The organism is Streptomyces sp. NPDC058534 (assembly GCF_042717365.1).
GTDB lineage: Bacteria > Actinomycetota > Actinomycetes > Streptomycetales > Streptomycetaceae > Streptomyces.
Genome location: NZ_JBHXNW010000024.1, coordinates 62960 through 75150 on the forward strand (window position 1 = coordinate 62960; position 12191 = coordinate 75150).

Sequence of the window (12191 nt, forward strand, 5' to 3'; positions counted from 1 at the left end):
GAATGTGGCGTAGCCACATTCACTCGCTGGGTGGGGGTCCCCCCGGACGAAGTCTGGGGGAGCGTCAATGTCGCTTAGGGGTGTTCGTTACTTGAGGCCGCTGTCGATGGCGGTCACCAGCTCGCCGTTCGCGGTGTCGCCGCTGAACTCCCAGAAGAAGGCGCCGCCGAGCTTCTGCTGCTCGGCCCAGTCCATCTTCGACTTGACGGTGGCCGGGGTGTCGTAGGACCACCAGTTGCTTCCGCAGTGGGCGTACGCGGTGCCGGCGACGGTGCCGGTGGCGGGGCAGCTGTTCTTGAGGACCTTGTAGTCCTCGATGCCCGCCTCGTACGTGCCGGTCGCCGGGCCGGTCGCCGTTCCGCCGGGCGCGGACTGCGTGACGCCGGTCCAGCCGCGGCCGTAGAAGCCGATGCCGAGGAGCAGCTTGTCGGCCGGTACGCCCGTCGCCCTGAACTTCGCGATGGCCTCGGCGGAGTTGAAGCCCTGCTGCGGGATGCCGGGGTACGAGGTCAGCGGCGAGTGCGGAGCGGTCGGGCCGTTCTTCGCCCAGGCGCCGAAGAAGTCGTACGTCATCACGTTGTACCAGTCGATGTACGGCGCGGCGGCGCCGTAGTCGGCGGCCTCGATCTTGCCGCCGTCGGAGGCGTCGGCGGTGACGGCCGCGGTGACCAGGTAGTCCTGGCCGAACTCGGCGCGCATGGCCTTCATCATGCCGCTGAAGGCGTTCGGGCCGCTGGTGGTGTCACAGCTCAGTCCGCAGGCGTTCGGGTACTCCCAGTCCAGGTCGATGCCGTCGAAGACGTCGGCCCAGCGCGGGTCCTCGACCAGGTCGTGGCAGGACTTCGCGAAGGCGGCCGGGTTCTTCACGGCGTCGGGGAAGCCGCCGGACCAGGTCCAGCCGCCGAAGGACCACAGCACCTTGATGTGCGGGTACTCCGCCTTCAGCTTGCGCAGTTGGTTGAAGTTGCCGCGCAGGGGCTGGTCCCAGGTGTCGGCCTTGCCGTCGACGGACTGGTCGGCGGTGTACGCCTTGTCGTAGTCGGCGTAGGCGTCACCGATGGTGCACTTGCCGCCCTGGACGTTGCCGAAGGCGTAGTTGATGTGCGTGATCTTCTCGGCGGAGCCGGAGGTGACCAGGTTCTTCACGTGGTAGTTGCGCCCGTAGACGCCCCAGTTGGTGAAGTACCCCATCTTGATCTCGGCGCCGGGGTCCGGGTTGCCGCCTCCGCCGCCGGTGGTGCGGACGGCGACCGCGCCGCTGACCGGGCCGGTCTGGTCGGCGGTGTCGCGGGCCTGGACCGTGTACGAGTAGTCGGTGCCCTTGGTCAGGCCGGTGTTGGTGTAGGTGGTGCCGGTGACGGTGGCGACCTTGGCGCCGTCGCGCAGGACGTCGTAGTTCTTGACGCCCTTGTCGTCGGTCGCTGCCGACCAGGACAGTTTCACCGAGGTGTCGGTGATGTCCGAGGCGGTGGGCGTGCCGGGCGCGGAGGGGGCGGCGTCACCGGGGACGGAGCCGCCGTCGCAGCTGCCGCCGTTGAGCTTGCAGTTGGACGGGGAGCCGGGGCCGCTGCCGTTGAAGCCGAAGGAGACCGAGGCGCCGGGGGCGAGCGTCCCGTTCCAGTTGACGTTCTTGGCGGTCCAGTGGTCGCCGGAGTTGGTGACCGTGGCGTCCCAGGCGGAGGTGACCTTGGTGCCGGAGGGGAAGTCCCACTCGACGGTCCAGGAGTTGAGGGTCGTGGTACCGGTGTTCTTCACCGTCCAGTTGCCGCCGAACCCCGTACCCCAGTCCGAGGTCTTGGCGAAGGTGGCCGTGGCACTCGTCGCGGCCTGGGCCGGACTCGCCATCCCGACCAGTCCGGCCAGCGGGAGTGACAGACACGCGACGAGTGCCGCGACTCTGTGTCTGAAGCGCATGCTGCGCCTCCTTATGTGAGGTTGTGTTGTGGCCATGACTGAGCCTCATGTCCACAGTGCCGTGAGAATAGAAAGGTCTGGACCTTAGGTCAATAGGTCTGGACCAGTGCTGCGTTCCGCGGTTGAAGCGTTGGCCGGCTCGGAACGGGAGCGAGAACTAGATCCCCAACTCCTGTGCTAGCACTGCGGCTTGCACGCGGCTGCGCAGCGACAGCTTCCCCAGCAGGCGGCTGACGTGCGTCTTCACCGTAGCCTCCGCCATGTCGAGTCGCTCGGCGATCGCGGCGTTGGGCAGGCCCTCGCCGAGGCAGGACAGCACCTCGCGCTCCCGCCGGGTCAGCTCCCGCAGCACCGCCGGATCGGCGGCCGGTTCCCGCACCGGCTTCGCGGCGAACTCAGCGATCAGGCGCCGGGTGACGGCCGGGGCGACGATGCCCTCGCCGGCCGCCACCGTGCGCACGGCGGTGAGCAGGTCCTTGGCCTCCGTGTTCTTCAGCAGGAACCCGGCGGCTCCCGCCCGCAGCGCCCCGAAGACGTACTCGTCCAGGTCGAAGGTGGTCAGCACCAGCACGTCGGCCAGGCCCTCGCCGACCACCATCGCGGTCGCCGACACACCGTCGAGGCGCGGCATCTGAACGTCCATCAGCACCAGGTCGGGGCGCAGCTCCCGGGCCAGCGCCACCGCCCGCTCGCCGTCCGCGGCCTCCCCGACGACCTCGATGTCGGGTGCGCTGCCGAGGATCAGCACCAGTCCCGCGCGGACGGCGGACTGGTCCTCGGCGACGACGACGCGGATCATGCCAGGTCTCCTTCGGTCAGGGGCAGGACGGCGCACACCGCCCAGATCTTGCCGCCCGGCGACTCTGGGTGCGCCACCGCCCCGGCCTCGAAGCTGCCGCGCAGCAGTGCGGCCCGCTCCCGCATGCCGACCAGACCGGCGCCGGAACCGGGTGCGCGGGGTGTGTCCCGGCCGCCGTAGGGGCTGGTCACGCGCACCCGCAGGGCCGTGTCGTCGCGGGTGAGTCGGACCAGGACCGTCCCCGGCGAGGCGTGCTTGAGAGCGTTGGTGAGCGACTCCTGCACGATCCGGTACGCGGCCAGCTCGACCGGCGCGGGCAGGTTCTCGCCGGGGGCCGCGTGCAGCGTGACGTCGAGGCCGTTGGCGCGGGCGCCGTCGACGAGCGCGCCGAGTCCGTCGAGGGTGGGTGCGGCGGCCGGCTCGGTGTCCTCGCCGTCGTCCCGCAGGATGCCGATCAGGCGGCGCATCTCGGCCAGCCCCTCCACGCTGTTTTCGCGGATCACGCCGAGCGCCTGCCGGGTGGTGGCCGGGTCGTCCAGGGAGAGCGCGGCGGTGGAGTGGATGGCGATCGCGGAGAGGTGGCCCGCGACCATGTCGTGCAGCTCGCGGGCCATCCGGGAACGTTCCGCGGTCACCGCCTGGACCCGGTCCATCTCGGCCAGCAGCGCGGTCTGCTCGGCACGCAGCAGGGCGGCGTCGGCGGCCTCGCGGTGGTTGCGCACGATCAGGCCGGTGGAGGCGGGGGCGAAGGAGACGATCCCGACGGCGACCCCGATCAGCAGCGCCTCGGGCACCCGCCACAGGGCGAACGGCACGATGGTTCCGGCCACCGTGAGCAGCCCGGTGATCCAGGGGATGCGGCGGGCCGAGGCGGGCGGGCCGTAGAGCACGGCGGCGTACATCACGTCGGTGTACATGATCACCGTGACGAGGCTGCCCTGGGTGAGTGTGTCGCCGATCAGCGCGGCGGTGCCGATCAGCAGGCCGGTGCGTGGAGCGGCCCGGCGCAGCAGTTCGCAGGCCGCCATGACCGCGAGCGGGACCAGCAGCGGCCACTTGCCGTCGAACAGCACGACCGGTTCGTCGGCCGGCCGCACGCCCAGCCCGATGCCCCACAGCAGCAGCCCGCCGAGCAGTCCGGCCGCGGCGACGTAGCAGTCGAAGCGGCGCGGGCGGGGGAGTCGTACGGCCATGCCACCATCCAACACGGCCCGGGGCCCGCCCGCCTGATGCCCGGGAAGGGTCCCGCACTCCATCTTTCGATGTACCGGAGGTTCGTCACCGGCGACGACGATCCCGGGCGTGCGGCACGGGAGCCTGGAAGGGCGATCGAGAGGAGCGAACCGTGATCGTCACCCTGATCATCGTCTGCGAGATCGGCTTCTGGGTGCTGCTGGCGGCCGGGCTGTCCGTCCGCTATCTGCTGCGGATGCCGCGCACGGGCATGGCGCTGCTGCTGTGCGAGCCGCTGCTGGAGGTCGTGCTGCTGGTGGTCACCGCGCTGGACCTCAAGAACGGCGCCGACCCGAGCTGGAAGCACGGCCTCGCGGCCCTGTACATCGGCTACACCGTCGGTCACGGCCACCGCACCGTGAAGTGGCTCGACGGCCACGCCGCCCACCGGATCGGCGGGGCGCCGAAGCCGGCCGGACCGCCGCGCCACGGCATGGCGCGCGCCCGGCACGAGGGCAGGGTGTGGCTCGGCACGCTGCTCGCCGCCGCGGTGGCGACCGGGCTGCTCCAGATCGCCATGTGGTACGTCGGCGACCCCAGCCGCACCACGTCCCTGGAGAGCTGGCAGTACACGGCCTGGCGCACGGCCGGCATCCACGGCCTGATCGCGCTGACCTACGCGATCTGGCCGAAGAAGGCCTCGGCGGGCTCGGAGCGGGAGAAGGAAGGGGTTGGCCGGTGAGGCAGCGGCCGGAGCGGAACGTGTGGGAGGGGAGCGCCACCCTGCTGGTCGGCCTCGCCCTGTGGCTGTTCACCGGGGGAGTGGAACTCCCCGTCGTGTCCCTGACCAAGGTCGGGGTCGCGATGATGTGCTTCGGCGGCGCGCAGACCCTGTGGGGCCTGTTCCGGTCGGCGCGTACGTAGTCGACCGAGGCCGGCAAGGACGCCGCCCAAGGGGCGCGGGGAACTGCGCGACCAGCCACGACGCAGCCGCAGACGAACGACGGCACCCCCGCCACACCCAGCGGAGCGTCTAGCGCTCCCCGCCCGGCACCCACAGCACGTCCCCGACCTCCTTGTTGGCCACGCGGGCCAGGATGAACAGGAGGTCGGACAGGCGGTTGAGGTAGGTCGCGGTGAGCGGGTTCATGGTCTCGCCGTGGGCCTCCAGCGCCGACCAGGTCGAGCGCTCGGCCCGCCGGACCACCGTGCACGCCTGGTGCAGCAGCGCCGCGCCCGGCGTGCCGCCGGGCAGGATGAAGGAGCGGAGCTTCTCCACCTCGGCGAGGAAGCGGTCGCAGTCCGCCTCCAGCTTGTCGACGTAGAACTGCTCGACCCTGAGCGGCGGGAACTCCGGGTTTTCCACCACTGGCGTCGACAGGTCCGCGCCCACGTCGAACAGGTCGTTCTGGACGCGGACGAGAACCTTGACGACGTCCTCGTGCAGGCCGCCCAGGGCGATGGCCGTGCCGATCACCGCGTTCGCCTCGTTGGCGTCGGCGTACGCGGAGATCCTGAGGTCGGTCTTGGGGACCCGGCTCATGTCACCGAGGGCGGTGGTGCCCTGGTCGCCGGTCCGGGTGTAGATGCGCGTCAGGTTGACCATGAGGCCAGCCTAGTTACGCACCGGCGGTACGGAACACGCGTGTGCCCACCGTCACGGCCAGTGCGGTGAACGCGAGCGCCACCAGCGTGCCGTACAGCATGTGCGCCGTCGCGTAGCTGCCGACGTAGGCGTCCCGTACCGCGTCGACCAGATAGCGGAACGGCATCAGGTGCGACAGCACGTCCAGCCACCCCGGGCCCAGGGTCATCGGCAGCATCAGCCCGGACAGCAGCATCGACGGCATCGTCAGCGCGTTGACGGTGGGCCCGAACTCCTGCGGCGTGCGGACCCTCATCGCCAGCGCGTACGACAGCGACGCCAGCGACACCGTGAGCAGGGCGACGAACGCGAAGCCGATGAGTACGCCGGGCAGCGGCGCCCGCAGGCCCATCACCACGGCCGCCAGCACCAGCAGTACCGCCTGGAAGGCGAAGACCGTGGCGTCCCGCAGCACCCGGCCGAGCAGCAGCGCCAGCCGGCTGACCGGAGTGACGCGCATGCGCTCGACCACGCCCTGACCGTTCTCGATGATGACCGAGAAGCCGGCGAAGGAGGCACCGAACAGCCCGAGCTGGAGCAGCAGGCCGGGGACGAGCACCTGCCAGGAACTGCCCCGCCCGCCGAGCGGCAGATCGGTCAGCAGCGGGCCGAAGAAGAGCAGGTACAGCAGCGGCATCAGAACGCCGAACAGCAGCGCGAAGCGGGAGCGCAGGGACTGGCGCAGATAGCGGCCGTAGATGAGCGCGGTGTCGTGGAACAGCATCGGTCAGCCTCGGATCTCGGGGTCTTGTACGGCTGCTTCGGGGTTCTATACGGCCACGGGCGCGGCGTCGGAGGGCGCGGCGCCGCGGCCGGTGATGGCGAGGAAGGTGTCGTGGAGCGGGGCGTCGACCGCGCCGCCGTACTCCAGCTTCAGGGCGGCCGGAGTGCCCTCGGCGACCACCACTCCGCCGTCCACGACGACCAGCCGGTCGGAGAGCGCGTCGGCCTCGTCGAGGTAGTGGGTGGTGAGGAAGACCGTCGTGCCCTGCTCGTCGCGCAGCCGCCGCACCAGGTCCCACAGATCGGCGCGGCTGCCCGGGTCGAGGCCGGTGGTCGGCTCGTCCAGGAAGAGGACCTTCGGGCGGTGCGTGAGCGCCATCGCGATGTCCAGCCGACGCCGCTGACCGCCGGAGAGCGCGCCGCACTTGCGGTCGAGCAGCCCGGTGAGGTCCAGGTCGCGGGCGAGTTCGTCCGCGCGCTCCTCGGCCCGCGCCCGCGGCAGCCGGTACAGGCGGCCCTGGGTGACCAGCTCCTCCCGCACGGTGATCTGCGTGTCCACCCCGCCCGACTGCGCCACGTACCCGCACGCCCGGCGCACCCCCGCGGGGTCGGTCGCCAGGTCGTGGCCGGCGACGGTGGCCGCGCCGCCGGTGGGGGCGAGCAGCGTCGTGAGCATCCGCAGGGTGGTGGTCTTGCCGGCGCCGTTGGGGCCCACGAAGCCGAGGATCTCGCCCGCGCGGACGGTCAGGTCGATGCCGCGCACCGCCTCGACCGGGCCGCGCCTGGTCGTGAAGGTCCGGGCCAGGCCGGCCGTACTGATGATTGCCATGCGTCCCAGAAAAACAGAGTCACTTAAATTTTGCAACGTCCCCAATTTTCTACCAGCACCAGCGAAGCCTAGGATGGGGGCATGGCCGAGGGACTCAGGGAACGGAAGAAGCGGCAGACCCGGCAGTACCTCTCGGATGTCGCCACGGGGCTGTTCCTGGAGCGCGGCTTCGAGGCGGTGACGGTCGCCGAGGTCGCGGAGGCCGCGAACGTCTCCGTGAACACCGTCTACAACTACTTCCCGGCCAAGGAGGACCTGTTCCTCGACCGCTCCAAGGGCGTGATCGACCGGCTGTCGCGCTGGGTGCGGGGCCGTCGCGACGGCGAGTCCGCCGCGTACGCCGTCCTGCGCGAGCTGCGCGACGAGGTCGAGTCGGTCTCCCCGCGCGTGGGCCTGATGGACGGATACGCCGGATTCATGAAGGTCGTGCACGAGTCGCCCGCCCTGCGGTCCAGGATGTGGGCCATCGGCCAGGAGGTCCTCGTCAACCTGGAGGTGACCCTCAGGGAGGAGACCGGCGCCGAACCCGACGATCCGCTGCCCGCCCTGATGGCCGGTCAGATCAACTGGCTGCACGGCACCGTGATGACGGGTATCGGCCAGCGCATGGTCGCCGGGGGCAAACCGTCCGAGGTCTCCCGCGAGATGCTCCTGCTCCTGGACGAGATGGAGGAGCTGTTGAGTGCGAAGGTGCTCAACTACGCCGTACGAGGCGCGGAGTGACACCCGAATGGCACACGTCGGTGTGATGTCCGTCATGTGAGACGTGACGCGCGTTACTAACCGGTCACACAGCCCCTCACGCCCGCTAATCTCCGGCCGAGAGACCAAGGACAGCTTGTATCAGGGGAGTCGCACAGTGGCACGGAAGCTCGCCGTCATCGGAGCCGGCCTCATGGGGTCCGGCATCGCCCAGGTCGCCGCACAGGCGGGCTGGGACGTCGTCCTGCGGGACGTCACCGACGAGGCGCTGCGGCGCGGCACGGACTCCATCCGTACCTCGTACGACAGGTTCGTCGCCAAGGGGAAGCTCGCGGCCGAGGACGCCGAGGCCGCCCTCGCGCGGCTCACCGCGACCACCGACATGGACGCCGCCGCGGACGCGGACGTGGTCGTGGAGGCCGTCTTCGAGAAGCTCGAGGTCAAGCACGAGATCTTCCGTGCGCTCGACAAGCTGGTGAAGGACGGGGCGATCCTCGCGTCCAACACCTCCGCCATCCCGATCACCAAGATCGCGGCCGTGACGGAACGCCCCGAACGGGTCGTCGGCACCCACTTCTTCTCGCCGGTCCCCATGATGCAGCTGTGCGAACTGGTGCGCGGCTACAAGACCAGCGACGAAACGCTCGCCACCGCACGTGAGTTCGCCGAGTCCACCGGCAAGACCTGCATCGTCGTCAACCGCGACGTCGCCGGCTTCGTGACCACCCGCCTCATCTCCGCCCTCGTCGTCGAGGCCGCGAAGCTGTACGAGTCGGGCGTCGCCACCGCCGAGGACATCGACCTCGCCTGCAAGCTGGGCTTCGGCCACGCTATGGGGCCGCTGGCCACCGCCGACATGACCGGCGTCGACATCCTGCTGCACGCCACCGGCAACATCTACACCGAGTCCCAGGACGAGAAGTTCGCCCCGCCGGAGCTGATGCGCCGGATGGTGGACGCCGGTGACATCGGCCGCAAGAGCGGGCAGGGCTTCTACAAGCACTGAAGTCCCATCGGCCCCGGGAGACATCACACGCCGGGGTGAATTCGGTATCGGTTCGCTTACGGGCGGCAACCTCCGGTCGTTCCGGCCAGTCAGAGGGTGCAACACCTGATACCGCCGAGAGACCACGTCGAAGAATCGAAGAGACGAACAAGGACGCACGCCGGGGAGCGCATATGCACATCAGGGGCGACCACGTCGAGCTGGTCGTCGGGGGCCGCCTCGACGTCCGCAGCGCGGCGGACGCCCGTACGGTCCTGCACTCGGCCGTCGACGACGGAGTCGGCGACCTGGTGCTCGACCTGTCAGAACTGGACTCCTGGGACGCCACCGGACTCGGCGTGATCATGGGGGCCCACCGGCGGGCCGGCCGCTGCGGCCGGCGGCTGGTGCTGCGCGGGGTACCACCGCAGATGCAGCGCCTGCTGGTGGCCACCAGGCTGCACCGGATCCTGGCCATCGAGGGCGGCATCGGCGTGGAGACCCTGCCCAGGGTGTGACGTCCCGTGCCCGACGCACGCAATCCTCACGAGACCGTGACGTCTCGGGCGGGTCGGTACCCCGGGCTGTCGGAGATACTGAGCGAAGGTTTAGGGTCTGGCTGCCCGCACTTTCGCGAACCCATCGGCGGGACCGGACCAGAAGCGACAGCGCGGTGTGCGGCAAGGCCGGGAGGGTGGTCCCGACCGGGGCCCTGCACACGACGCTTTTGGGGGGCTTGAACCGATGGACCCGAACAGCCGGGGACCCGAGGAGTACGGCCACGACGGCGACACGCCGCGCCCGCGCCCTCCCAGGGACCCCCTCACCTCCGACTTCGGACAGCCCGCGCTCGCCCGCACGGTGCAGCTCGTCTCCGGCGACTTCCTGCTCACCGTCAACCCCGTCGACGGCAGCGAGATCGAGGTCTGCCCGCCCGCCGAACGGCCCGCCCGCCCGGAGAAGCTCACCGCGGCCGAACGCGCGGAGACGGCCCGCGCCGCCCTGCCGCCCGTCCCGCCGGGCCCCACCCGGACCGTGCTGGGACTGCTGGCCCGCGAGGACGAGCGCGAACGCCTCGTACGGCTGCTCGCCCGCGGCCGTTCCGTCCGCCTCACCGGCCCCGGCGGCTCCGGCCGCACCAGCCTCCTCGACCTCGTCGCCGAGGACTGCGCCGGCCTCGCGCCCGACGGCGTCGTCCGCCTGAACGGCTTCCACCGCACCGCCGACGACCTGCTCCACGACCTCTTCTACGCCGTCCACCGCGCGCCCCTGCACCGACCCGGCCGCGGGGAACTGCTCGGGCACCTGCGCGCGGTCGGCGCCGTCGTCGTCCTGGACGACATCGAGTTCGGCGGCACCGCCCTCGACGAACTGCTGGAGGCCACCCCCGAGTGCGCCTTCCTCATCGGCGCCACCCCGGACGTGCCCGCCCCCTCCGCCGACTCGGCCGTCGAGGAGGTCTTCCTCACCGGCCTGGACCGCTCGGACGGCGTCGAGCTGCTGGAGCGCGCCGCCGGCCGCACGCTCACCGAGGAGGAGGCCAACTGGGCCGGCGACCTCTGGTTCGAGTCCGAGGGCCTGCCCCTGCGCTTCGTCCAGGCCGGCGCCCTGCTGCGCCGCCGTGACCGGCTGCGGGCCGGCGCCGGCGCGGTGGACGAGTTCGGCGTCTTCGCCGACGCCCGCCCGGCCGACGACGACACGCCCTACGACGACACGCCCGACGACGACACGCCCTACGACGCCGCCGAGGCCGACGACGTGTCGCCCCTGCCGTCCCTCGGCGAGGCCGCCGCGCCCGCGCCGCTGCTCGCCTCCCGGCTGAGCGCCTCGGCCCGCGCCACCCTGGAGTTCGCCGTCGCGCTCGGCGGCGAGCTGCCGCACCAGGCGCATCTGCCCGCGCTGGTCGGCGACACCCACGCGGACGCCGCCCTCGGCGAGCTGGCCGACTGCGGACTGGTCTCGCCGGTCGGCCCCCGCTACCGGCTGGCCGCCGGGGTGCTCACCCAGCTGGAGAGCGCCGGCTACACCGACGGCGTAGGGGCCCGCGCACTGGCCGCCGCCCAGCACTACGCCTGGTGGACCGGGCACCCCTCGGTCACCCCGGAGCGGGTCTGCGCCGAGGCCGACGCCGTCCTGGCCGCCCTCGCCGTGCTGGTGCCGACGACCACCCGGACCGCGGACGACGAGGAGAGCCCCGCCGTCCAGCTGGCCCGCACCGCGGCGCCCGCGTTCGCCGCCGGGCTGCACTGGAGCGCCTGGGAGCGGGCCCTGCGAGCCGGCACCGAGGCCTCCCGGCTCGCCGGGAACGTCGCCGAACAGGCCTACTTCCACCACGAACTCGGCGTCCTCGCCCTCTGCGAGGACCAGCTCGACCGGGCCCGCGCCGAGCTGGAGGCCTCCATCGGGCTGCGCGGCGCGCTCTCCGACAAGCACGGCGCCGTCGCCGGCCGCCGCGCCCTCGCCCTGGTCGCCGACCGGACCGGGGACACCCCCGGCCTGGGCAGCGGCGCGGGCGCCTTCGGTGCCATGGGGGCCGCCGCCGGACTCGGCGTCGCCGGCGCCGGACTCGGCCCGACGGCGGGGGAGGAGGTGCCCGACGCCCGGCACGAGGAGTCGGCGTCGCCGTCCGCGGGCGTCCCCGCACCCTTCCCGCCGCTCCAGCCGCCTCCGCAGTCCCCGACCCTGGTCACCAGCCGCGAGTGGGCCGAGGAGCCGTCCCGCACCGTCGGCAGCGGCATCAAGGGCTTCGCACGGCGCAACCTGGTGGCCGCCGGCGCGGGCGCGCTGCTCGTCGCCGTGCTCGGCACGGTCGTCACCCTCGGCGCCACCTCCGAGAACGACGCGGGCGACCCCTCCAACGAGGTCGGCGTCAATCCGTCGGCCAGCCAGGGCATCGACGACGGAGGCCTCGGCGCGGACCGGCCGTCCGACGACGGGCAGGGACCGGACACCACCGGCCGGCCGAGCGACTCCGGCACACCGGACGCCCCGACCCCGTCCGAGTCGGGGCGGCCATCGCAGGGCGCGAGCGATTCGGCGGAGCCCGGTGACCCGGGCTCCGGCGACCCGAGTGACTCGGACAAGCCGGACGACCCGACTTCGTCGTCCAAGCCGCCCACCTCCAACGAGCCGTCCGACCCTCCGTCCTCGCCGGAACCGAGCGACTCCGAATCGGAGACCGCCCCCGAGCCCACGGACCCCAGCACCAGCCCGGGTGGCTCGGGATCGCCGTCTACCGAACCACCTGTCTCCAACAGCGCCAGCGATACCACCACGCCCACCGCCGCCAGCTCCCCCGTCGGCACCCCGACCGCCTCGCAGAGCGGCACCGGCACGGGAACGCCGAGCAGTTCGAACCCGGCGACGGAGCAGATCATCTGAGGTCCCGGCAGACAGACATACGGGAGGGCCGGGTCCGACA

General features: G+C 71.8%; 12 protein-coding genes. 6 read left to right on the forward strand and 6 right to left on the reverse strand.

What is annotated here, in order from left to right:
• Positions 1 to 87: 87 nt before the first annotated feature.
• The 3 genes from ACFWR9_RS17250 to ACFWR9_RS17260 all read right to left on the reverse strand — a co-directional run bounded on the left by ACFWR9_RS17250 (position 88) and on the right by ACFWR9_RS17260 (position 3906).
• Entirely contained in the window at positions 88 to 1914 is a 1827-nt protein-coding gene (locus ACFWR9_RS17250) for a glycosyl hydrolase family 18 protein (protein WP_383842312.1), read from the reverse strand.
• 157 nt (positions 1915 to 2071) lie between these two features.
• Positions 2072 to 2713: a response regulator gene (locus ACFWR9_RS17255; protein WP_383842315.1), complete on the reverse strand. Its 642-nt coding sequence runs from the start codon at positions 2711 to 2713 to the stop codon at positions 2072 to 2074.
• Positions 2710 to 3906: a sensor histidine kinase gene (locus tag ACFWR9_RS17260; protein ID WP_383842318.1), complete on the reverse strand. Its 1197-nt coding sequence runs from the start codon at positions 3904 to 3906 to the stop codon at positions 2710 to 2712. Before ACFWR9_RS17260 ends, ACFWR9_RS17255 begins: the two co-directional genes overlap by 4 nt.
• A 152-nt stretch (positions 3907 to 4058) precedes the next feature.
• On the opposite strand from ACFWR9_RS17260, the gene ACFWR9_RS17265 reads away from it, so the two are divergent.
• Both ACFWR9_RS17265 and ACFWR9_RS17270 read left to right on the forward strand, forming a co-directional pair.
• A complete protein-coding gene (locus tag ACFWR9_RS17265; protein ID WP_383842321.1) occupies positions 4059 to 4628 on the forward strand; it encodes a hypothetical protein in 570 nt (189 codons plus the stop codon).
• Entirely contained in the window at positions 4625 to 4810 is a 186-nt protein-coding gene (locus ACFWR9_RS17270; protein ID WP_383842324.1) for a DUF5708 family protein, read from the forward strand. Before ACFWR9_RS17265 ends, ACFWR9_RS17270 begins: the two co-directional genes overlap by 4 nt.
• Before the next feature lie 109 nt (positions 4811 to 4919).
• Here ACFWR9_RS17270 and ACFWR9_RS17275 read toward each other — a convergent pair whose 3' ends face one another.
• Genes ACFWR9_RS17275 through ACFWR9_RS17285 form a run of 3 tightly spaced genes read right to left on the reverse strand, consistent with a single transcriptional unit; the run spans position 4920 to position 7083 of the window.
• Entirely contained in the window at positions 4920 to 5492 is a 573-nt protein-coding gene (locus ACFWR9_RS17275; RefSeq protein WP_383842327.1) for a cob(I)yrinic acid a,c-diamide adenosyltransferase, read from the reverse strand.
• Positions 5493 to 5505: 13 nt separating this feature from the next.
• Positions 5506 to 6255 (reverse strand): ABC transporter permease, encoded by a 750-nt coding sequence (locus ACFWR9_RS17280; protein WP_383842330.1) that lies wholly within the window; start codon positions 6253 to 6255, stop codon positions 5506 to 5508.
• A 45-nt stretch (positions 6256 to 6300) separates the two neighbouring features.
• On the reverse strand, positions 6301 to 7083 hold the full coding sequence (locus ACFWR9_RS17285; protein ID WP_383842333.1) for an ABC transporter ATP-binding protein: 783 nt from the start codon (positions 7081 to 7083) through the stop codon (positions 6301 to 6303).
• Between the two features lie 81 nt (positions 7084 to 7164).
• Between ACFWR9_RS17285 and ACFWR9_RS17290 the strand changes: the two genes are divergently transcribed.
• From ACFWR9_RS17290 to ACFWR9_RS17305, 4 genes are all read left to right on the forward strand, one after another.
• The gene (locus tag ACFWR9_RS17290; protein WP_383842336.1) at positions 7165 to 7806 is read left to right on the forward strand and encodes a TetR/AcrR family transcriptional regulator; all 642 of its coding nucleotides are present in this window, start codon (positions 7165 to 7167) and stop codon (positions 7804 to 7806) included.
• Positions 7807 to 7942: 136 nt separating this feature from the next.
• Entirely contained in the window at positions 7943 to 8791 is an 849-nt protein-coding gene (locus ACFWR9_RS17295) for a 3-hydroxyacyl-CoA dehydrogenase family protein (protein ID WP_383842339.1), read from the forward strand.
• A gap of 173 nt (positions 8792 to 8964) precedes the next feature.
• Positions 8965 to 9288: an STAS domain-containing protein gene (locus ACFWR9_RS17300; RefSeq protein ID WP_003973611.1), complete on the forward strand. Its 324-nt coding sequence runs from the start codon at positions 8965 to 8967 to the stop codon at positions 9286 to 9288.
• Between the two features lie 226 nt (positions 9289 to 9514).
• Positions 9515 to 12151 (forward strand): ATP-binding protein, encoded by a 2637-nt coding sequence (locus ACFWR9_RS17305; RefSeq protein WP_383842342.1) that lies wholly within the window; start codon positions 9515 to 9517, stop codon positions 12149 to 12151.
• The last annotated feature ends 40 nt before the right edge of the window (positions 12152 to 12191 follow it).

Bases quoted from the DNA above. Each gene is read 5' to 3' on its own strand.
- ACFWR9_RS17290 (WP_383842336.1), top strand. From the start codon at position 7,165: ATGGCCGAGGGACTCAGGGAACGGAAGAAGCGGCAGACCCGGCAGTAC.
- ACFWR9_RS17255 (WP_383842315.1), bottom strand. From the start codon at position 2,713: ATGATCCGCGTCGTCGTCGCCGAGGACCAGTCCGCCGTCCGCGCGGGA.
- ACFWR9_RS17250 (WP_383842312.1), bottom strand. From the start codon at position 1,914: ATGCGCTTCAGACACAGAGTCGCGGCACTCGTCGCGTGTCTGTCACTC.
- ACFWR9_RS17285 (WP_383842333.1), bottom strand. From the start codon at position 7,083: ATGGCAATCATCAGTACGGCCGGCCTGGCCCGGACCTTCACGACCAGG.
- ACFWR9_RS17275 (WP_383842327.1), bottom strand. From the start codon at position 5,492: ATGGTCAACCTGACGCGCATCTACACCCGGACCGGCGACCAGGGCACC.
- ACFWR9_RS17280 (WP_383842330.1), bottom strand. From the start codon at position 6,255: ATGCTGTTCCACGACACCGCGCTCATCTACGGCCGCTATCTGCGCCAG.
- ACFWR9_RS17260 (WP_383842318.1), bottom strand. From the start codon at position 3,906: ATGGCCGTACGACTCCCCCGCCCGCGCCGCTTCGACTGCTACGTCGCC.
- ACFWR9_RS17300 (WP_003973611.1), top strand. From the start codon at position 8,965: ATGCACATCAGGGGCGACCACGTCGAGCTGGTCGTCGGGGGCCGCCTC.
- ACFWR9_RS17305 (WP_383842342.1), top strand. From the start codon at position 9,515: ATGGACCCGAACAGCCGGGGACCCGAGGAGTACGGCCACGACGGCGAC.